Raw genomic sequence first — 19,410 nt, 5'->3', positions numbered from 1 at the left:
GGGCTCGGTCACATATCCGTAACGCTCGTGAGGCCGCGCTGAAATCGAGGCGTTTAGCTCCGGGAGAAGCGGGCAGACGAATACGGGAAGCTACTTGCGATAAGTAGCTTCCCGTATTCGTGAATTGATTATCGGGTGGGTCCCATTTAATTTTCCGGATGCCTGCTCCGAGGGATGCTCACTTCCACGCTTCGCCGACCGCGCGCGCGGCGCCGTCCAGGTCCACCGGGGCGCCCGCGGCGCCGAGTGCCGCGCCCAGCGCCGCCAGCGAGGACCGCACCGTCTCGCGGGTCGCGTGCGGGCCGTAGTGGTTGACCCGGACCATCCCGCCGGCCGCCGCCGCGCCGCCGACCCCGATCAGCGGCAGGGCCGGCTCGGCCGCCAGCGCCTTCGCCACCAGCTCGGCCGCGTCCACCCCGGCGGGGGTACGGAGCGTCGTGGCCACCGGAGCGGCGTCCGCCGCCTCGTGGACGAACGGCTCCAGGCCGCCCCCCAGCGCCAGCGCTCCCGCGCGGGTGGCGGCGGCTGCCGAGGCGTGCCGGGCCGTCACCGCGTCGAGACCGGCCGACTCGACGCGCTCCAGGCACGCGTCGAGCGCCAGCATCTCCAGCTGGGCCGGTGCGTGCGGCAGCGCCGTGCGGCCCGCGTCGATCCAGCGTTCCTTCCAGTCGAGCAGCGAGAGGTAGGAGCGCCGGGGCGCCCCCGGATTGTCCGCGAACCGCTCCCAGGCGCGCGGGCTCACCGAGACCGCCGAGACCCCGGCCGGCCCGCCCATCGCCTTCTGCGCGCCGATGACGCACAGGTCGACGCCCCAGGCGTCCGGCAGCAGCGGTTCGGCGGCCACCGAGGCGACGGCGTCCAGCATGAACAGGGCGCCGTGGGCCCGTACCACCTCGCCGATCTCGGCGACCGGGTTGGTGTTGCCGGTGGCCGCCTCGGCGTGCACGAGCGAGACGAAGTCGATCTCGGGGTGGGCGGCGAGGGCGCGCTCGACCTGGGCGGCGGTCACGGCCGTGTGGAAGGGCACCTCCAGGTCGACGACCGTCGCGCCGCAGTCCCTGAGCCAGTTGCCGAAGGTCTGTCCGTAGGGGCCCGTGACCACGTTCAGCGCGGTCGAGCCGGGCCGCGCGCCGCCGCGCACGCATCCCTCCAGCGGCAGCAGGGCCTCGCCCTGCATGATCACGACATCGTTCCCGGTGGCCAGGAGCGCGGCGACGCGGCGCTCGATCGCGGCGAAGCGCGCGGCGGTCAACGGGGGCAGATCCAGCAGGGGATGGGTCACGGCGGGGCTCTCTTCGGGAACGACGGAGGTGGGGCGGGGGAGGGGAATCCCTCCCGGTCGAGGGTACCCACGGGCTCGTACAGTGCTGCTCATGACTGATCACACAGTGCTGCGGGTGAGGGGCCGGGTCCTGGTCGGGCCCGAGGAGGTCAGGGACGAGCTGTGGGTCGTGGGCGGCCGGATCAGCTACGAACGCCCCCCGGGCGCCCGTGACGTGCTCACGGTCGAGGGCTGGGCGCTGCCCGGGCTGGTCGACGCCCACTGCCATGTCGGACTGGACCGGCACGGCGCCGTCGACGCGGAGACCAGCGAGCGGCAGGCGCTCACCGAGCGCGCCGCGGGCGCCCTGCTGCTCAGGGACGCGGGTTCGCCCGCCGACACCCGCTGGACCGACGCGCGCCCGGACCTCCCGAAGATCATCAGGGCGGGCCGCCACATCGCCCGCACCCGCCGCTACATCCGCAACTACGCCCACGAGATCGAGCCCGGGGAGCTGGTCGCGTACGTGGCGCGGGAGGCGCGGCGCGGCGACGGCTGGGTCAAGCTCGTCGGCGACTGGATCGACCGGGACGCGGGCGACCTGACCGCCTGCTGGCCCCGCGCCGAGGTCGAGGCGGCCATCGCCGAGGCGCACCGGCTCGGCGCGCGGGTCACCGCGCACTGCTTCGCGGAGGCCGCGCTGCGCGATCTGGTGGAGGCGGGGATCGACTGCGTCGAGCACGCCACCGGGCTCACCGAGGACACCATCCCGCTCTTCGCCGAACGCGGCGTGGCGATCGTCCCGACGCTCGTCAACATCGCGACCTTCCCGCAGCTCGCGGTGGGCGGCCAGGAGCGCTATCCACGCTGGTCCGCTCATATGAACCGGTTGTACGAACGTCGGTACGACACGGTGCGCGCGGCGTACGACGCGGGCGTCCCGGTCTTCGTCGGCACGGACGCGGGCGGCGGCCTGGCCCACGGTCTGGTGGCGGCGGAGGTCGAGGAGCTGACGAAGGCCGGCATCCCGCCGCTGGAAGCGCTCTCCGCCACTGCCTGGGGAGCCAGGAGCTGGCTGGGACGTCCGGCGCTGGAGGAGGGGGCCCCGGGAGACCTGGTCGTCTACGCCGAGGACCCCCGGGCGGACGTGCGGGCCCTGGCGGCGCCGCGCCGGATCGTGCTGAACGGGCGGGTGGTCGGCTGAATGTCCGTGCCGGTCCGGCGGGTGCCCCTCTGCGTACCCGAGGATCGCGACGAACCCCGTCCGCCCTCGTGCCGGTCCAGCGCTCACCGAACGCGGTGACCGCGTAGTTCGGCAGGTGGAGCGGCGGGGCACGGGGGGCGTACACATCGAGGGCATCGCCGTGCCCGAGTTGGGCGGCGGCGAGCCGGGCGGTGTTGATGGCCCGGTCGCGCCGCATCTGGGGGCGGAGCAGTGTCAGGCTCCGGTGGGCATGCGTTTCGGCTTGTTCGAAGTTTCCGAGGCGAAAGTGCGCGGCGAGAGCGAGCGTTTCGAATTCTGCTCCTGTGTGAACCGCGGCCATCCACATCGGCCGAGCGAGATCCGGATCGGCGCGTTCGAGTGCGTCCTGAGCGCAGCCGAGGGAGCGCTCCACCGCCGCGGTGTTGACGGTGAGGCCGTAGGTGGCGGCCTGACGGGCATGCCCCAGGGAGGCGAACAAGGGATCACGGCGCGTGATGTTCAGGTTGCGGGCGACATCGTTCGCGGCGAGCGCATCGGCAGGGCGGCCCATGTGCCGGTACATGGGCCCCGTGTGACTCCAGATGCGGAACTTGACCGCCTGGTCGCCGGACATCTCGGCCAGGGCCTGCGCTTCGCGCATGTGTCCCTTCTCGTCGTCGTAGCGGCGGCCGTCGATCGCCGCCCACATCGCCGAGGACCGGAACGACGCCGCACACGCGTACAGGCTGCTGCGCACGCGCTGCGTCGCGCTGCCCGAGATCTGAAGACTCAGCGCCTCGTCGGCAAGCGCGGCGGCCTGCTGCTCGATGCCGAGTTGTCCGCCGTGGCGGTGGTCGCCGGCGAAGACCTCGGCGAAGCGGGCCCGCAGACGGTCGACATCGCTCATACCGATACGGCGGGGCGATGTGCCGGGGGCGGCTGCCGCTGCGTCGGCGGCAGCGATGCCGCCGACGAGGGTACGGCGCTTCATATCGGGGTCCTCCCGCGCCGGGGCCGGTGTGAGCGAGGTCCGGTGTCGTGGAACGAACCCTAAAGCGATGGCGGGCAGGCCGGTGACGTCCTCAAGGGCCTTGCGGGTAGCCGATTTGGGCCACTTGACCCGGCCCGCTTTCCAGGACCGGATCGATGAGCCGTCCAGCCCTCCGACCCGCCCGGTAAGGCGCTCAAGGGCTCCGTTCACGGCGTCAGCAAAGCTGTTGGAACTATGCCCGTGCTCTGACATCCGCACCGTAGCGGCGCGATTTCTTTCTGTCAGGTAAAGGGAAGTCACATCCCGCTGACACGCAGCTGGGAAGTCTGGTCGCTGACACTGCCGGGCTGCTGGACGCCATGGCTCTGGCCCTGCTGGCCAAATGACAGCCGTTGGCGCGCTGACCTCCCCGGCTCCGTGCGCCACCGGATTCCAGTGAACCCGCCTCCACCGTCGCCACGATGGCCGCCCGCCGCGCTCGCCTACGCGGACGCACACCTCGGCCGCTTGGTCGAAGCGCTCACCACCAAAAGGAGATGGCTGATCATCATGTGCGCCGACCACGGCGACGCCTTCGGCGAGGACGGCTACCACGGCCGTGGCATCGCACACCCCACCGTGCTGAACGTACCGTTCGCCGCCCTGCTCACCCCGTGAGGACTACGCTCCCGGGCCATGAGCGACACATCCGGGCGAGGGGCGACGCGCGACGCCTCTGTCATCGTGGCCCGAGACCTGGACGGCACGGTCGCCGTCCTGAGCGCCGAATTCCCCCGGCACGGTGGCGAGTACGTGTTCCTGCCCGGGGGGCGCCGGGAAGGCGACGAGACATCGGAGGAGTGCGCGCGGCGCGAACTTCGCGAGGAAGCCGGTGTCACTGCCGACACCTGGTGCCTCCTCGGTTCCTACGCCATCACTCTGAACTCCCCGGCCCGTATCCACCTCTTCCTGGCCGAGGGTCTCACCTGTGGGCCGCGTCAACTCGCTCCCAGTGAAGCGGACTTCAAGCTGATGTGGTGGCCGATGGCCGGCGCGATCCAGGCCGCCGCTCAGGGGCGCTTCCTGCTTCAGGGCGGTCCTCTGGCGCTGCTGCTGACCCAGCAGGCGACCTCGGTCCGACGGGAACGCGAGCGCCTCTGAGGAACGCACGTGCCACAAGAATCGAATATGGCCCCGAAAACGCCACTTTAGAGTGAACTCACTTCAGGTGCCCTCCCGTTCACTCTCAGTGCGTAAGGATTCCGGTGTCTCAGTCGCCATCGCCACGTGTCCCCGTAGGCGGTGCCGCGACGCCAGATCTCTTGTGGGGGTTCCACCATTTTGAACAGCAACACCTTCCGCATGCCCGCGCGCCGGTGCGCCGCCGTCATGGCGGCCGCCACGCTGACGGCGGGGCCGGTCCTCCTCGCCGCTCCGGCGCAGGCCACCGGAGGCCAGCGCGAGGGGCGGGCGAGCGCGGTCGTGCTCGGCGTCGGACTCGACGTGTCCCTGCTCAACAAGACTGTCAATCTGCCGCTCAAGGTCTCGCTCAACGAGGTCCAGGCGCCGGCGAGCGCCGAGAAGACGGCGCTCAGCGCCCAGCTGGACGGCGTGGACCAGGGCAAGCCGTTCACCCTGCTGCGCGCCGACGTGGCCACCTCGAAGGCGACGGCCGACGCGGACAGGGCCGAGGGCTACAGCAACATCGCGCACGCCAAGGTGCACGTCCCCGGGCTGCCGCTGCTCTCCCTGATCGAGATCCAGGAGGTCACCTCCAAGGCGGTCTGCGAGGCCGGGAAGCGGCCGGTCGCCGAATCGAACATCCTCGGTCCTGTGACCGTCCTCGGCAAGAAGGTCACCCTGTCGGCGGGCGGCACCACCGAGGTGCGGGTGCCGGGCGTCGGCGAGGTCTCGCTCGACCTGTCGAAGACGCACACCACGTCCCGTACGGCGGCGGCCTCGGCGCTGGAGCTCAAGGTGTCGGTCAATCCGCTGAAGCTGAACGTCGCCGAGGTCGAGGGCACCGTCACGCTCGCCGGCGCCACCTGCGAGTCACCCGACGCGCCCGCGCCGGAGAAGCCGGAGCCCAAGCCCGAGGAGTCGAAGCCGGAAGCGGAGAAGCCGCAGCCGAAGCCCGAGGAGTCGGACACGCCGGAGGCCGGCAAGCCGGCCGACGAGGGGCCGAAGAGTGAGGTCGAGCCGCAGACCGCGGCGGAGCCGGTCGAGGCCAACCTCGCGGAGACCGGAGGCAGTTCCACGACGCCCTACCTCGCGGGCGGCGCGGCGGCCCTGCTCGCGGCCGGCGGCGGCGCGCTGCTCGTGGCCAGGAAGGCCCGCGCCAAGCGCTGACGCGACGCGCTGAACACACGAGGCGGATGAGGGGAGCGGTGCTCGGATCCCGGAGCACCGCTTTCCGCCCGCCGGGCAGCCGGAGGACTGAGAGGACCGATCGGAGGAGTGAGGGGCGTGGCGGTCGCGCCGCGCCCCTCCGCGCCCCTCAGCCACCCACCGCCGTCAGCGCCTGGTCCAGGGCCTGGAGGAAACGATTCGTCGTGGCGCGGTCGCGGACCGCGAGCCGCAGCCACTGCGCCCCCAGACCGGGAAACGTGTCACCGCGCCGGGCCGCGAAGCCCAGCGTGCGCAGCCTGGCCCGCACCGCGTCCGCGCGGTCCATCCGTACGAGCACGAAGGGGCCGCGCGCCGCCTCCACCGTCCGTATCTCCTCGAACTCCGCCAGACCCGCGAGCAGATGCGCCCGCTCCACCGCGATCCCCAGCGCCGCGCGCTCCGCCTCGGCCAGCGCCTCGGGCGACACGCACGCCTCCGCCGCCGCCAGCGCGGGAGTCGACACCGGCCACAGCGGCTGCGCGCGCTCCAGCGCCGCCACCGTCCCCGGCTCCGCCAGCACATAGCCGATGCGCAGCCCCGCCAGCCCCCAGGTCTTGGTCAGGCTGCGCAGCACCACGAGCCCCGGCACGTCCCGGCGGCCCGCCAGCGCCTCCGGCTCGCCCGGCACCGCGTCCATGAACGCCTCGTCCACCACCAGGGTCCGCCCCGGACGGGCCAGCTTCGCGATGTCCTCGGCAGGATGCAGCACGGAGGTCGGGTTGGTCGGATTGCCGATCACGACCAGATCCGCGTCGTCGGGCACCGCCGCCGGATCGAGCCGGAAGCCGTCCGACGCGGGCAGCAGCACCCGCCGCACCGTGTGTCCCGCGTCCCGCAGGGCCGCCTCCGGCTCGGTGAACTGAGGGTGCACGACCACGGGTCGGCGGACCGGCAGCGCGCGGGCGAGCAGCACGAACGCCTCCGCCGCGCCCGCCGTCAGCAGCACCCGCTCCACCGGCAGCCCGTGCCGCGCCGCGACCGCCGCGCGCGCCGCCCGGCCGTCGGGGTAGGCGGCCAGCCCGGTCAGCGAGGCGGCGATCCGCTCACGCAGCCAGTCGGGGGGAGTGCCCGTACGGACGTTGACGGCGAGGTCGATCAGCCCCGCCGCCCCGTCCCGCACCTCGGCGTCGCCGTGGTGGCGCAGGTCGTGGGGGTCAGCGCGCGTAGACATGGCCGTCGGCTCTCCGGGCGGTACGTACGGTCAGGGGCTCCGCGATCCGCGGGTTCACGGTCCGCTGGGCGTTCACGGTCTGCTCGGGGTTCGCGGTCTGCTGGGCGTTCGCGGTCTGCTCGGGGTTCGCGGTCTGCTCGGCGTTCACGGTCCGCTGGGCGTTCACGGTCTGCTCGGCGTTTGCGGTCTGCTCGGCTGTCCGGGCGCACGCGGCGCCGCCGCCGCGCGCGCTGCTCTCACTGTGCTGGACGACACGGGTCACCGGGCTCCTTCCCCCTGCCACCGGTATCCCGGGGCGCCTGTCGTGCTGACTTCCGTCTCCCTCATCATGTCCGTCCCGGCCCGTTCCACTCCGAGTGGCCCCTACTCGCCACGGCGCAGGTGGCGGCGGATCGCCGGCCCTCCACCACCGACTTCCGCTTCGCCACCAGCAAGGTGCCCCCGCCCACCAGCGCGGCGGCCTCGGCGACGGACGCGGTCCCGGTCGCCGCCAGCGGCGCGGCCGACGGATTCGGTACGGCGACCCGGGCCAGCAGCTCCGCCGGCCAGCTCCGCACCGGCACCCCCAGCCGCGCCCCGGCCCCGATGATCGCGGGCCGCTCCGCTGCGGACGCCACGGTCGCCAGCTCCCGCACCCGGCCGGGCGAGAGCCCCGCCTCGCGCAGGGTGAGCGCGATCAGCGCGAGCACCTCCTCGACGCGGGCGCGGCTGCCGGCGCCGACTCCGACCACCAGGTCGCGTCCGTCCGCCGCACGCGGGTCCCGTCCGTCCGGTGCGGGAGATGCGCCGTGCCGGTCCGATCGGCTATGCAGGGGCCCATGGCGGTCTTCGTCGCGCTCGGCGCGTTCCTCATGACGCTGTTCGGCGGCTGGACGGCGCAGCGGGTCACCGACCGCCGCCATCTGGTGCTGGGCCTGGCCGGGGGACTGATGCTCGGAGTGGTCGGTCTCGACCTGCTGCCCGAGGCGATACACGCGGCGGGGCACGAACTCTTCGGGGTGCCGCAGGCGCTGCTGCTGTTCGTCGGCGGGTTCCTCGTCGCCCATATGGTCGAACGGCTCCTCGCCTTCCGTCAGTCCGGCGGTCCGCACGGCGCCGACGCCGTCACCGGCGCGGACACGGAGAGCCACCGGGGTACGTCCGAGAGCCCTCCGGGTACGCCCGGGAACCACCGGGTGCCGCAGGTCGGGCTCACCGCGGCGGCGGCCATGGTGGGGCACAGCCTGATGGACGGCATCGCGCTCGGCGCCGCCTTCCAGGTCGGCGGCGGCATGGGACTCGCCGTCGCGCTCGCCGTCATCGCCCACGACTTCGCCGACGGCTTCAACACGTACACCCTGACCAGCCTGTACGGGAACGACCGGCGGCGGGCCGTCACGATGCTCGTCGCGGACGCCGTCGCCCCGGTGATCGGAGCGGCGTCCACGCTGCTGTTCACCCTCCCGGAGGAGGCGCTCGGCAGCTATCTCGGCTTCTTCGGCGGCGCGCTGCTCTATCTCGCCGCCGCCGAGATCCTGCCCGAGGCGCACCACGATCACCCGGCGCGCTCCACGGTGCTCTGCACCGTCCTGGGCGTCTGCTTCGTCTGGCTGGTGGTCGGCGTCGCCGGATGAGACGTCCCGGCCCGGCGGGCGGACCCGCGCGCACGGGCCGCTCACGCCGTGTCCCCGCCGGTCACGGAGCCGTACCCTGCCGCTCACGCCGCTCACACCGTGTTTTCCCCGGCGCATCCCGCCACCAGCCGCCGTGCCATCTCCGGCACCGCCGCCCAGTGGGTGTGCAGATAGCTCGCGTGCACACCTCGCCGGACAAACCCCTCCACCCGGCGCTCCGGGTGCACCAGCCCCCAGGCGGGAGCCGCCCCGGCGCCCGGCTCCAGCACCGTACGGTGGAATTCGTGCCCCCGTACCCGCGTACCGGCCGCCGCCAGCGCACTGTCACCGATCGCCACCGCCTCGCGGTAGCCCAGGGTCAGCCGCCCCGACATCCGCGCGTCGGCCTCCAGCACACCGCACATCGGCTTCCCGTCCAGGGAGCGCGCCAGATAGAGCAGCCCGGCGCACTCGGCGGCCACCGGGGCGCCGGAGAACGCCAGCTCGGCCACGGCCTTGCGCAGCGGCTCGTTGGCGGACAGCTCGGGGGCGTACACCTCGGGGAAGCCGCCGCCGATCACCAACCCCCGCGTCCCTTCCGGGAGTTCCTCGTCGCGCAGCGGATCGAAGGGGACGACCTCCGCGCCCGCGGCCGTCAGCAGTTCGGTGTGCTCGGCGTACGAGAAGGTGAACGCCGAACCGCCGGCCACCGCGATCACCGGCCGCCCGGAACCCGGCCCCGCCCCGGACACCGCCGAGAGCCCCGGCCCCGCGACCGGCTCGGCCGCCGGCTCCCAGGCCACCGCGTCCAGCGGCGGCGCGCTCCTGGCCAGCGCCAGCAGCGCCTCCAGGTCACAGCCCTCCCGCACCCGCCCGGCCAGCTCCCGCATGGCCGCGAGCGCGTCCGCGTGCCGCTCGGCGACCGGCACGAGACCCAGATGGCGCGAGGGCGTACCGACCCCGTCGGTCCGGCGCAGCACGCCCATCACCGGCACGCCCGACTCGTCCAGCGCCTCCCGCAGCAGCCGTTCGTGCCGGTCGGTGGCGACCTTGTTGAGGATCACCCCGCCGATCCGCACCTCCGGATCCCAGGACGCGAAGCCGTGCACCAGCGCGGCCACCGAACGCGACTGCGACGAGGCGTCCACCACCAGCACCACCGGGGCCCGCAGCAGCTTCGACACCTGGGCGGTGGAGGCCAGTTCGCCCTGGCCGGAGGCGCCGTCGTACAGCCCCATCACCCCCTCGACCACCGCGAGGTCCGCCCCGGCCGCGCCGTGCGCGAACAGCGGCCCGATCAGCCCCGTCCCGCACATGTAGGCGTCGAGGTTCCGGCCGGGCCTGGCCACCGGGCCCCGCGCCGACGAGGCCACCGCCAGCGCGTGGTAGCCCGGGTCGATGTAGTCGGGGCCGACCTTGTGCGGGGAGACGGCGAGACCGCGCTCCGAGAAGGCGGCCATCAGCCCCGTCGCGACCGTGGTCTTGCCGCTGCCCGAGGCGGGCGCGGCGATGACCAGCCTCGGGATGTTCACCACGCGGCGCTCCCGTTCACCATTCGATGCCCCGCTGGCCCTTCTGCCCCGCGTCCATCGGGTGCTTGACCTTCGTCATCTCCGTGACGAGATCCGCGAAGTCCATCAGCTCCCGCGGGGCGTTGCGCCCGGTGATCACCACATGCTGGGTTCCCGGCCGGTCGCGCAGCACCTCGATCACCTCGGCGGTGTCCACCCAGCCCCAGTGCAGCGGATAGGCGAACTCGTCCAGGACGTACAGCTTGTGGGTCTCGGCCGCGAGGTCCCGCTTGACCTGCTCCCAGCCCTCGCGCGCCGCCTCCTCGTTGGAGAGCTGCGAGTCGCGCTGCACCCACGACCAGCCCTCGCCCATCTTGTGCCAGGCGACACTGCCGCCCTCGCCGCTCGCGCCCAGCGTCTTCAGGGCCTGCTCCTCGCCGACCTTCCACTTCGCCGACTTCACGAACTGGAAGACGCCGATCGGCCACCCCTGCGTCCAGGCGCGCAGCGCGAGCCCGAACGCCGCCGTCGACTTGCCCTTGCCGGTGCCCGTGTGGACGAGCACCAGCGGACGGTTGCGCCGCTGACGTGTGGTCAGGCCGTCGTCCGGTACGTTCTCCGGCTGTCCCTGCGGCATTACGCTGCCCTCCCGCGTCGTTCGTCGCCTGCCTGCTGTACGTCCCTGACCAGCCCCGCGAGCCGGTCGGCGCGCAATTCGTCCAGCGTGATCGCCGTACCGTCCAGATCCCTCGCGAGCGCGCCAGCGAGCCCGAGCCGCACCGGCCCCGTCTCGCAGTCCACGACCACCGAGGCCGTCCCCTCCGAGGCGTGCAGCCGGGCCGCGCGGGCGGCCAGCGCCACCGGATCGGGGCCGCCGGTCGCCCGGCCGTCCGTCACCACGAGCAGCAGCGGGCGGCGCGCGGGGTCGCGCATCCGCTCCACCCGCAGCACGTCATGGGCCTTGAGCAGCCCGGCGGCGAGCGGTGTGCGCCCGCCCGTGGGCAGCGATTCGAGCCGCGCCGCCGCCGCGTCCACCGACGAGGTGGGCGGCAGCGCCACCTCCGCCTCCTTGCCCCGGAAGGTGACCAGACCGACCTTGTCCCGCCGCTGGTAAGCGTCCAGCAGCAGCGAGAGCACCGCGCCCTTCACCGCGCTCATCCGCTGCCGGGCCGCCATCGAACCGGAGGCGTCGACCACGAACAGCACGAGATTGCCCTCGCGCCCCTCCCGCGTCGCCTGCCGCAGATCGTCCTTGCGCACCACCAGACCGGTGCCGACCCGCCCGCGCGCCCGCTGGTGCGGCGCCGCCGCCCGCACGGTCGCCGAGAGATGCAGCTTGGTCAGCGCGCCCCGGGGCCGCCGGGACCCGGTCGTCCTGCCGTGTTCGGTACGGGCCCGGGAGCGCCGTCCGGTCGCGCCCTCGCCCAGACCGGGCACGCTGAGCGTCTTCGTACGGAACGGCTCGGTGGCGCCCACGGCCGCCTGCTCACCGGCTCCCGCCCCGCCCGCGCGCTGCTGGGGCTGGGGTGCGGGCTGCGCCTCGGGCTGTTCGGTCCCGGTGCTGTCCGGCGTGTCGTCCTGGCCCGAGGGGGACTCGCCGGGCGCGCCGGGGTCCCGGGGGTCCTCGGGGCCGCGCTGCGGCGGCAGCCCGCCACCGCCGCCGGGGCCGTCAGGACCGTCCGGGCCGTCGGGGTCCGGGTCGTCGTCCCCCTTGTACTCCTCCAGCGTGTCGTCGAGCTTCTCCTCGTCCAGCCCCGGCGCGTCGAAGGGATTGCGCCGCCGCCGGTGCGGCAGCGCGAGCAGCGCGGCCTGCCGTACGTCCTCGGCCAGCACGTCCGTACGGCCCGCCCAGGCGGCCAGCGCCGTCGCGGTCCGCGCCATCACGATGTCCGCGCGCATCCCGTCCACCTCGAACGCGGCGCAGGTCGCGGCGATCTGGAGGAGCGCCGCTTCGCCGAGCCGCACCTCGGGCAGCAGCGCCCGCGCGGTCGCGATCCGCTCCCGCAGCGCCGTCTCCTCGCCGGCCCAGCGCGCGGCGAACGCGGCCGGGTCGTCGTCGTACGCGAGGCGCCGCCGCACCACCTCCACCCGCGACTCCGGTTCACGGGAGGCCACGACCTCGACCGTCAGCCCGAAGCGGTCCAGCAGCTGTGGCCGCAGCTCGCCCTCCTCGGGGTTCATCGTCCCGACCAGCAGGAAGCGCGCGGCGTGCCGGACGGAGACGCCCTCGCGCTCGACGTACGAGGCGCCCATGGCGGCGGCGTCCAGCAGCACGTCGATCAGATGGTCGTGGAGGAGGTTGACCTCGTCGACATAGAGGACCCCCCGGTGCGCGTCGGCGAGCAGCCCCGGCTCGAACGCCTTCACGCCCTCGGACAGCGCCCGCTCGATGTCCAGCGCGCCGACCAGCCGGTCCTCGGAGGCGCCGACCGGCAGCTCGACCACCCGGGCGGCCCTGGCCGCGCCGGGACCCGGCTCGTGCGGCCCGTCCGGGCACCCGGGGTCGGGCGCGCCGGGGTCGCAGCTGAACCGGCAGCCGGGGACGACCCTCAGCTCGGGCAGCAGCGCCGAGAGCGCCCGCACGGCCGTGGACTTGGCCGTGCCCTTCTCGCCGCGTACGAGCACCCCGCCCACGGCGGGACTGACCGCGTTGAGGACCAGCGCGAGCCGCAGATCGTCCATGCCCACGACTGCGGTGAACGGAAAGGGTGTGCTCATGTACGGATCGCTCCTTCGAAGATGACGCTCGGGGCTCGCATACGACCGACCGGGGAGACGCTCACGGCGCCCCCGGGGGAATGAAGGGCAGCCCCGGCGGCGGCCCCTCCTCGATCAGCCGCAGCAGCGCGTCCGTGTCCGCGTGCTCCTCGACGAGGTCACCGAGGAGGTCGAGCTGTTCCTCGCGCAGCGCGCCGAAGCTCGTGTCGGGCGCCGGGACGAAACGCCGGCCGGCCGCCCGCGCCACCCCGGTCAGGAACCGCCGCCGGAACGCGTCGCTCTCCAGCGCCCCGTGCCAGTGCGTCCCCTGCACGGACCCCACCCGGCAGCCGTCGAGAGGCTGCCCCGCCGCGTCCGTGACGAACGCCTCACCGCCGAGCACCTCGGCGATCCCGTGGTGGATCTCGTACCCCTCGACCCGCTCGCCGAGGGCCGTCCCGACCGGCCGGGCGAGGGTCTTCTCCCGGTGGAACGCGACGCGCACCGGCAGCAGCCCCAGCCCGGACACCGTGCCCGCCCGCGACTCCACCTCGTCGTCGATGCGCTCGCCCAGGACCTGGTAGCCGCCGCAGATCCCCAGCACGGGACGGCCCTCGGCGGCCCGCCGGGCGAGGGCGTCCGCGAGTCCGCGCTCGCGCAGCCACGCCAGCGCCCGCACCGTGCCGCGGGTGCCCGGCACGACCACCAGATCCGCGTCGGCCAGCTCCTGCGGCCGGTCCACGAACCGCACGACGACCCCCGGCTCGGCCGCCAGCGCGTCCACATCCGTGAAGTTCGACATCAGCGGTACGGCGCAGACCGCGACCCGCAGCACATCCTCGCCGTACGGGGCAGCCACCGCCGACTCGCGCACCGTGCCGCGCAGGGAGACACGCAGCCCGTCCTCCTCGTCGATGCCCAGACCGTGCCGGAAGGGCAGCACGCCGAGCGTCGCCCGCCCGGTCAGCCCGCGCAGCATCTCCAGACCGGGCTCCAGCAGCGACACGTCGCCCCGGAACTTGTTGACGAGATAGCCCGCGAGCAGCTCCTGGTCCTCCGGCGCCAGCAGCGCCGTCGTGCCGAAGAACGACGCGAAGACCCCGCCCCTGTCGATGTCCCCGACCACGACCACCGGCAGCCGCGCGGCCCGCGCGATGCCCATGTTGACGATGTCCGTACGGCGCAGATTGATCTCGGCCGGGCTGCCCGCGCCCTCGCAGATCACCGCGTCGTGGCCGGCCCGCAGCTCCTCCAGGCACTCCAGTACGGTGCCGAGCAGCGCCTCGCGCCGGCCCCCGTGGTAGTCGGTCGCGCTCAGTTCCCCGACGGGCCGACCCATCAGCACCACCTGGCTGCTGCGGTCGCCGCCCGGCTTGAGGAGGACGGGGTTCATCAGCGCGGTCGGCTCCACCCGCGCGGCCTGCGCCTGCATCGCCTGGGCGCGCCCGATCTCGGCGCCCTCACGCGTCACGAACGAGTTCAGGGACATGTTCTGCCCCTTGAACGGCGCCACCTTCAGCCCGCGTCGCGCCAGCCACCGGCAGATTCCCGCCGTGACGACGCTCTTGCCCGCGTCGGAGGTGGTCCCGGCTATCAGGAGACCACCGCCGCGCCCGCCCCGGCTCATCCGTTCCTCCTTCGCGCGGCCGACCGCCGCATGGCGCCGTACCCGATCCGGCCGGCCACACAGGCCGCCAGGGCCAGCGCGTTGACCCGGCGCGACAGGCGTACCGCGCGTTCGATGTCCCCGACCTCGACGGGCCGCCCGCCGCCGTTCAGCACCGGCCGGTGCTCGACCCGGCCGCCGTACGCGAGGGTGCCGCCCAGCCGTACCCCCAGCGCGCCCGCGAACGACGCCTCCACCGGGCCCGCGTTGGGGCTCGGGTGCCGCGCCGCGTCCTGCCGTACGGCCCGCAGCGCGCCGCGCGGATCGCCGCCCGCGACGATCGCGAGCGCGGTGGTCAGCCGGGCGCCCGGCCATCCGGCGGCGTCGTCGAGCCGCGCGGAGGCCCAGCCGAAGCGGCGGTACCGCGCGCTCCTGTGCCCCACCATCGCGTCCAGCGTGTTCACGGCCCGGAACCCGGCCAGCCCGGCGGGACCCGCGACGGCGCCCCACACCAGCGCGCCCACGACGGCGTCCGAGGTGTTCTCGGCGACGGACTCCACGACGGCCCGCGCGATCTGAGCCGCGTCCAGCGCCTGCGGGTCCCGCCCGCACAGGTGCGGCAGCCGCTCCCTGGCCCCCTCGACGTCCCCGGCGGCCAGCGCCGCGCCGATCGCCCGCGCCTCGCGGCCCAGCGAGGTCCCGCCGACCACGGACCAGGTGGCGGCGGCGGTGAGGGCGGTGGCGACGGCGGGACGGTGGCGTACGGCACGGGCCGCCAGCGCGGCGGCCCCGGCGGCGCCACCGGCGCACACCGCCGTGTGCAGCGCGCCCCAGCCGCGGTGGTCGCGCCACAGGACGCGCTCGACGGCCCCGGCCGCCCGGCCGAACGCCGCGACCGGATGGCCCCGGCGGGGGTCGGCGAGGACCAGGTCGGCCAGCAGGCCGGCGGTGGCACCGTAGGCGAAGACCCGCTCGGCGACGGCTGAGCCGCCGCCGCGCGCGGCGGCGGAAGCGCGGCCAGGCATGGCGAAATTGTCCTCACTCAGGGTCCGCGCCCCGGTTCGACGTGACGCGGCGGCAGGAGTTCCTGGCTTCCGGAGCGGCCACGCGGGTCGCTCGCGGTGACAGTGGCGGGACCGCGCCGGATTCGCACCGGCTTCCTCTTCTGCCGCCGTGTATGGCCCCGGCAGTCCACCACGCCGTCGAAAGACCCGTCAACTCCGCCTTGACCTGCGACGGGGCAGTGTGCCGAGCCCCACACGAGGTGGCGGGTCAGGCCACGATCAGATAGATCCCGTACGCCACGGCGGCCAGACAGAGTGCGAAGCAGACGCAGGCGCCCGCCGTGCGGACGGCCACGGCCGATCCGGTGGCGCCGGGCCCGGCGCCCCGCGCGCCGCTCTCGGCCGGCTGCCGCTCCGGCCTGGCGAGGGCCACGATGCCCAGGGTGAACAGGCCCACCAGGGCCACGGTGGTCACGAGACTGACGCCGAAGACGGAGCCGAGCGCCGCCCAGTCGATGTTCATGCGATGACTTCCTTCAGACCGTGGCGGTGCGCGCGGGCTCACCGGCGGGACCGGTGGGGGCGTGGATGGTGGCCGACAGATCCTGCGCGGACCCGGCGGGCGGCGGGGTGACGGCGACGACGGCGGTCGTCACGACATCCGTCACGTCGGGGGCCGCGGTGGCCGGGGACTCCGCGCCGTCGGTGACGTTCGTGTGGTCTATCGGCTGCCGCCGCGAGACGAGCCAGATCGCTCCCGATCCCGCGACGAGCAGGACGGCGACGGCCGCGATCCCCCAGGTGCCCTGACCGGTGAGGAACTCGGCGCCCGCGGCGACCAGTCCGGCGGCCGGCAGGGTCAGCCCCCAGGCGACGAACATCCGGGTGGCGGTGGACCAGCGGACCACCCCGCCCTTGCGGCCGAGACCGGCGCCCATCACGGCGCCGGAGCAGGACTGCGTGGTGGAGAGCGAGAAGCCCAGGTGCGAGGAGGCCAGGATCACGGTCGCTGCGCTGGTCTGCGCGGCGAAGCCCTGCTGCGGGCGGAGATCGGTGAGCCCGGTGCCCATGGTGCGGATGATGCGCCAGCCGCCGAGGTACGTACCGAGCGCGATCGCCAGACCGGCCGAGACGATGACCCACACCGGCGGGTTGGAGCCCGGGGCGAGCACGCCGCCGGTCACCAGCGCGAGCGTGATGACGCCCATGGTCTTCTGCGCGTCGTTGGTGCCGTGCGCGAGGGAGACGAGACCGGCGGAGGCGATCTGGCCCGCGCGGTACCCCTTGGCGGTGGCCTTCTCGTCCGTGTTCCGGCCGATCCGGTACGTCAGCCTCGTGGCCAGCATGGCGGCCACACCGGCGACGACGGGCGCGGCGAGGGCGGGGATCAGCACCTTGGTGACGACGACGCCGCCGTTCACGCCGGAGGCGCCGACCGACATCAGCGTGGCGCCGATCAGACCGCCGAACAGCGCGTGCGAGGAGCTGGAGGGCAGACCGAGGAGCCAGGTGAACAGATTCCAGAGAATCGCGCCGACGAGCGCCGCGAAGATCACTTCTGTTCTGATGCCCTGTTCGTTGATGAGGCCGCCGGAGATCGTTCTGGCGACCTCCACCGACAGGAACGCGCCGACAAGATTCAGGACCGCGGACATGCCCACCGCGACCTTGGGCTTCAGAGCGCCGGTCGAGATGGTGGTGGCCATCGCGTTGGCGGTGTCGTGGAAACCGTTCGTGAAATCGAACACGAGAGCTGTCACGATCACGATCGCGAGCAGCAGCGTGATGTGTTCCATTGACCTGACCCAGGCAATCGTTCGACGTCGGTGGCCTCGGTGAACGTAAGGAGTCAGGGTGAACGGAAGATGAACTGGGCGGGACTTCGCGGTGTTCGCTCTCGCGGAGCCCTCCGTCATCGGTTCACCGAGACGGCACTGCCCTCGGCCCGGCACCTGACAGGATCGGCCCATGACGCATCGGAGAGGGCGCGACACGACGGAAGAGGCATGGCGGGAACTGGTCGCCACCGCCCGCAGGACGGCTGCCGAGGGGCTGGTCGTCGGCACCTCGGGGAATGTCTCCGTCCGGGTCGGTGATCTGGTCCTGGTCACACCGAGCGGAGTGCCGTACGACCGGCTCACCCCCGAGGACACCGTCGCCGTCGACCTCGAAGGGCGGCAGGTCGTCGGTGAGCTGGTCCCCACCAGCGAACTGCCCCTGCATCTGGCCCTGTACCGGGAGACCGAAGCGCTCGCCGTGGTGCACACCCACGCCGTGCACGCCACCGCCGTCTCCACGCTCGTTCCTGAGCTGCCGCTGATCCACTACATGGCGGCGGCCTTCGGCGGACCGGTCCGGGTCGCTCCGTACGCGCTGTACGGCTCGGCGGAACTGGCCGCGCACATGCTCGAAGCGCTGCGCGACCGCACCGGCTGTCTGCTCCGCAACCACGGCACCGTCACCTACGGCGCCGGTCTCGACCAGGCGTACGACCGCACGGCGCAGCTGGAGTGGATGTCCCGCCTCTGGCTCACCGCCGCCGCGCTGCCCGGACGTGCGCCCACGCTGCTGTCCGAGGAGCAGGTGGCCGAGGTGGGCCGGAAACTGAGCGGATACGGCCAGCGGGACGGCGACCGCCGGCCGCGGGACGGCGCCGAGGACTGACGGCCCCGCCCGCGAGCGCCCGCGCGCCCGTGCGCTCCGGGCCCGGACACCCCGACGGCCCCGCCCGGTGGCCCCGGCGGGGGGTGACCGCGAGACTGGGAGCGTGCGCCCGGCCAAAGCAACGGCAGCTGCCGTCACCACAGTCCTCGGGGTCGGCGCGGCCGCGGTCGCGGCCGGCCGGTACGCCAGCGATGCCGCGCTCAAGGCACCGCCGGGGCGGCCCCTGCCCAGCGACCCCCGTCTCACCGTCCACGCCACCGCGGCCGGGCAGGTCACCCTGACCCGCTGTCTCGCGGCCCTGCGCCCCGGCACGTACGGAATCCAGGGCCCCGGCGTGCACGCCGTCGTCGGGCCCGTCCTGCACGGCGTGGAACACCCGGCCGACACCGTCGTGCGCCGGCTGGAACGCGTCAGCCACGGCACCTTGCGCACCGGCACCCGGGTCCGCCTCACCCCGCAGGTCCACAGCGGCGACCCCGGCACCGCCCTCGGCCTGGAACACCGCGAGGTGTCGGTCCCCGGCGAGTTGGGCCCGCTGCCCGCCTGGTTCGTCCCCGGCACGCGGGACACCTGGGTGATCACCGTCCACGGCCTGGGCACCACCCGCGAGCACCCCATGAACATCATGGAGTTCCTGGCCGGACAGCAGCTCCCCGTGCTCGACCTCGCCTACCGGGGCGACCCCGGCGCGCCCCGTACCCCGGGCGGTCTCGGCCACCTCGGGGACTCCGAGTGGCGCGATCTGGACGCGGCGATCCGCTACGCCGTGCGGTACGGCGCCGAGCGCGTCGTCCTGCACGGCTGGTCCACCGGCGCCTCCATGGCCCTGCACGCCGCCGCCAACTCGGCGCTCAGCGAGCGGATCTCCGGGCTGGTGCTCGACTCGCCGGTGCTGGACTGGGAGGCCACCCTGCGCGCGCTGGCCACCGCCCGCCGGGTACCGGGGCCGCTGCTGCCGCTCGCGGTCAGGGCGGCCCAGGGCAGGACCGGGCTGCACGGCGACCGGCTGCTGGAAGCCGCCGACCCGCGCAATCTCCATGTGCCCACGCTGATCTTCCACGGCCCCGGCGACACCCTCGCGCCCTGGCAGCCCTCCCGGGAACTCGCCGCCCACCGGCCGGACCTCATCGGCCTGCACCCCGTGGCGCAGGCGCCGCACGCGGCCATGTGGAACGCCGATCCGACGGAGTACGAGGAGACGCTCCGGCGCTTCCTCACCCCCCTTATGTAGGCCCGCCCGTATCGCCCCTTCCGTACCCCTGTGAGCCCCTTCGGCAGCCCCGGTGCCCCGGCTGCCGGAGGGGCTCCCGCGCTGCCCCGGGAGACATCGCGGCAGGCTCCGTTTGGGCTTTCGGGCAGTCAC

Annotated in this window: 18 protein-coding genes, 1 pseudogene and 1 riboswitch; of the genes and pseudogenes, 7 read left to right on the top strand and 12 right to left on the bottom strand. The window is 73.9% G+C overall.

The window, feature by feature from the left end:
• Positions 1-178 precede the first annotated feature (178 nt).
• Complete coding sequence (locus ACFY6S_RS07810) at positions 179-1,282, bottom strand: pyridoxal-phosphate-dependent aminotransferase family protein (protein ID WP_388820046.1); 1,104 nt, start codon at positions 1,280-1,282, stop codon at positions 179-181.
• A 91-nt stretch (positions 1,283-1,373) separates the two neighbouring features.
• On the opposite strand from ACFY6S_RS07810, the gene ACFY6S_RS07805 reads away from it, so the two are divergent.
• On the top strand, positions 1,374-2,465 hold the full coding sequence (locus ACFY6S_RS07805; RefSeq protein WP_388820043.1) for an amidohydrolase family protein: 1,092 nt from the start codon (positions 1,374-1,376) through the stop codon (positions 2,463-2,465).
• A 154-nt stretch (positions 2,466-2,619) separates the two neighbouring features.
• On the opposite strand, the pseudogene ACFY6S_RS07800 reads toward ACFY6S_RS07805, so the two are convergent.
• Positions 2,620-3,435, bottom strand: a pseudogene (locus ACFY6S_RS07800) (hypothetical protein); the annotation flags it as partial.
• Between the two features lie 435 nt (positions 3,436-3,870).
• Between ACFY6S_RS07800 and ACFY6S_RS07795 the strand changes: the two are divergent.
• From ACFY6S_RS07795 to ACFY6S_RS07785, 3 genes are all read left to right on the top strand, one after another.
• The gene (locus ACFY6S_RS07795; RefSeq protein WP_388820041.1) at positions 3,871-4,092 is read left to right on the top strand and encodes a sulfatase-like hydrolase/transferase; all 222 of its coding nucleotides are present in this window, start codon (positions 3,871-3,873) and stop codon (positions 4,090-4,092) included.
• A gap of 18 nt (positions 4,093-4,110) precedes the next feature.
• Positions 4,111-4,575, top strand: a complete 465-nt coding sequence (locus tag ACFY6S_RS07790) for an NUDIX hydrolase (RefSeq protein WP_388820038.1) — start codon at positions 4,111-4,113, stop codon at positions 4,573-4,575.
• A 180-nt stretch (positions 4,576-4,755) separates the two neighbouring features.
• The gene (locus ACFY6S_RS07785; protein WP_388820035.1) at positions 4,756-5,763 is read left to right on the top strand and encodes an SCO1860 family LAETG-anchored protein; all 1,008 of its coding nucleotides are present in this window, start codon (positions 4,756-4,758) and stop codon (positions 5,761-5,763) included.
• Positions 5,764-5,911: 148 nt separating this feature from the next.
• On the opposite strand, the gene cobC is transcribed toward ACFY6S_RS07785, so the two are convergent.
• From cobC to ACFY6S_RS07770, 3 genes are all read right to left on the bottom strand, one after another.
• Positions 5,912-6,973, bottom strand: a complete 1,062-nt coding sequence (gene cobC / locus ACFY6S_RS07780; protein WP_388820032.1) for an Rv2231c family pyridoxal phosphate-dependent protein CobC — start codon at positions 6,971-6,973, stop codon at positions 5,912-5,914.
• Positions 6,957-7,235: a hypothetical protein gene (locus ACFY6S_RS07775; RefSeq protein WP_388820029.1), complete on the bottom strand. Its 279-nt coding sequence runs from the start codon at positions 7,233-7,235 to the stop codon at positions 6,957-6,959. The genes cobC and ACFY6S_RS07775 overlap by 17 nt, the downstream gene beginning before the upstream one ends.
• A gap of 64 nt (positions 7,236-7,299) precedes the next feature.
• On the bottom strand, positions 7,300-7,704 hold the full coding sequence (locus tag ACFY6S_RS07770; RefSeq protein ID WP_388820026.1) for a cobalamin biosynthesis protein: 405 nt from the start codon (positions 7,702-7,704) through the stop codon (positions 7,300-7,302).
• Positions 7,705-7,791: 87 nt separating this feature from the next.
• On the opposite strand from ACFY6S_RS07770, the gene ACFY6S_RS07765 reads away from it, so the two are divergent.
• On the top strand, positions 7,792-8,586 hold the full coding sequence (locus ACFY6S_RS07765) for a ZIP family metal transporter (RefSeq protein ID WP_388820023.1): 795 nt from the start codon (positions 7,792-7,794) through the stop codon (positions 8,584-8,586).
• A gap of 92 nt (positions 8,587-8,678) precedes the next feature.
• Here the strand turns inward: ACFY6S_RS07765 and ACFY6S_RS07760 are convergent, their stop codons facing one another.
• The 7 genes from ACFY6S_RS07760 to ACFY6S_RS07730 form a co-directional block, all read right to left on the bottom strand.
• Positions 8,679-10,100: a cobyrinate a,c-diamide synthase gene (locus tag ACFY6S_RS07760; RefSeq protein ID WP_388820020.1), complete on the bottom strand. Its 1,422-nt coding sequence runs from the start codon at positions 10,098-10,100 to the stop codon at positions 8,679-8,681.
• Positions 10,101-10,113: 13 nt separating this feature from the next.
• On the bottom strand, positions 10,114-10,713 hold the full coding sequence (gene cobO, locus ACFY6S_RS07755; RefSeq protein ID WP_329069579.1) for a cob(I)yrinic acid a,c-diamide adenosyltransferase: 600 nt from the start codon (positions 10,711-10,713) through the stop codon (positions 10,114-10,116).
• Positions 10,713-12,794 carry a putative cobaltochelatase gene (locus tag ACFY6S_RS07750; RefSeq protein ID WP_388820017.1) on the bottom strand — a complete coding sequence of 694 codons (2,082 nt, stop codon included), beginning with the start codon at positions 12,792-12,794 and terminating at the stop codon, positions 10,713-10,715. The genes cobO and ACFY6S_RS07750 overlap by 1 nt, the downstream gene beginning before the upstream one ends.
• Positions 12,795-12,855: 61 nt before the next feature.
• Entirely contained in the window at positions 12,856-14,400 is a 1,545-nt protein-coding gene (locus ACFY6S_RS07745) for a cobyric acid synthase (RefSeq protein ID WP_388820015.1), read from the bottom strand.
• Positions 14,397-15,404, bottom strand: coding sequence for a cobalamin biosynthesis protein (locus ACFY6S_RS07740; RefSeq protein WP_388820012.1), 1,008 nt, complete (start codon positions 15,402-15,404; stop codon positions 14,397-14,399). The genes ACFY6S_RS07745 and ACFY6S_RS07740 overlap by 4 nt, the downstream gene beginning before the upstream one ends.
• A 33-nt stretch (positions 15,405-15,437) precedes the next feature.
• Positions 15,438-15,590: riboswitch (cobalamin riboswitch) on the bottom strand.
• Between the two features lie 61 nt (positions 15,591-15,651).
• Complete coding sequence (locus tag ACFY6S_RS07735) at positions 15,652-15,906, bottom strand: hypothetical protein (RefSeq protein WP_388820009.1); 255 nt, start codon at positions 15,904-15,906, stop codon at positions 15,652-15,654.
• A gap of 13 nt (positions 15,907-15,919) precedes the next feature.
• The gene (locus ACFY6S_RS07730; RefSeq protein WP_388820006.1) at positions 15,920-17,179 is read right to left on the bottom strand and encodes an anion permease; all 1,260 of its coding nucleotides are present in this window, start codon (positions 17,177-17,179) and stop codon (positions 15,920-15,922) included.
• A gap of 172 nt (positions 17,180-17,351) precedes the next feature.
• On the opposite strand from ACFY6S_RS07730, the gene ACFY6S_RS07725 reads away from it, so the two are divergent.
• The gene (locus tag ACFY6S_RS07725; protein ID WP_388820003.1) at positions 17,352-18,047 is read left to right on the top strand and encodes a class II aldolase/adducin family protein; all 696 of its coding nucleotides are present in this window, start codon (positions 17,352-17,354) and stop codon (positions 18,045-18,047) included.
• Between the two features lie 103 nt (positions 18,048-18,150).
• Positions 18,151-19,278, top strand: a complete 1,128-nt coding sequence (locus ACFY6S_RS07720) for an alpha/beta hydrolase (protein ID WP_388820000.1) — start codon at positions 18,151-18,153, stop codon at positions 19,276-19,278.
• Positions 19,279-19,410: the final 132 nt, after the last annotated feature.

It is taken from the genome of Streptomyces sp. NPDC012835 (assembly GCF_042900885.1).
Classification (GTDB): domain Bacteria; phylum Actinomycetota; class Actinomycetes; order Streptomycetales; family Streptomycetaceae; genus Streptomyces.
This window is presented reverse-complemented; position numbering and strand designations above follow the sequence as displayed.

Bases quoted from the DNA above. Each gene is read 5' to 3' on its own strand.
- ACFY6S_RS07750 (WP_388820017.1), bottom strand. From the start codon at position 12,794: ATGAGCACACCCTTTCCGTTCACCGCAGTCGTGGGCATGGACGATCTG.
- ACFY6S_RS07735 (WP_388820009.1), bottom strand. From the start codon at position 15,906: ATGAACATCGACTGGGCGGCGCTCGGCTCCGTCTTCGGCGTCAGTCTC.
- ACFY6S_RS07730 (WP_388820006.1), bottom strand. From the start codon at position 17,179: ATGGAACACATCACGCTGCTGCTCGCGATCGTGATCGTGACAGCTCTC.
- ACFY6S_RS07805 (WP_388820043.1), top strand. From the start codon at position 1,374: ATGACTGATCACACAGTGCTGCGGGTGAGGGGCCGGGTCCTGGTCGGG.
- ACFY6S_RS07740 (WP_388820012.1), bottom strand. From the start codon at position 15,404: ATGCCTGGCCGCGCTTCCGCCGCCGCGCGCGGCGGCGGCTCAGCCGTC.
- ACFY6S_RS07790 (WP_388820038.1), top strand. From the start codon at position 4,111: ATGAGCGACACATCCGGGCGAGGGGCGACGCGCGACGCCTCTGTCATC.
- cobC (WP_388820032.1), bottom strand. From the start codon at position 6,973: ATGTCTACGCGCGCTGACCCCCACGACCTGCGCCACCACGGCGACGCC.
- ACFY6S_RS07765 (WP_388820023.1), top strand. From the start codon at position 7,792: ATGGCGGTCTTCGTCGCGCTCGGCGCGTTCCTCATGACGCTGTTCGGC.
- ACFY6S_RS07725 (WP_388820003.1), top strand. From the start codon at position 17,352: ATGACGCATCGGAGAGGGCGCGACACGACGGAAGAGGCATGGCGGGAA.
- cobO (WP_329069579.1), bottom strand. From the start codon at position 10,713: ATGCCGCAGGGACAGCCGGAGAACGTACCGGACGACGGCCTGACCACA.
- ACFY6S_RS07745 (WP_388820015.1), bottom strand. From the start codon at position 14,400: ATGAGCCGGGGCGGGCGCGGCGGTGGTCTCCTGATAGCCGGGACCACC.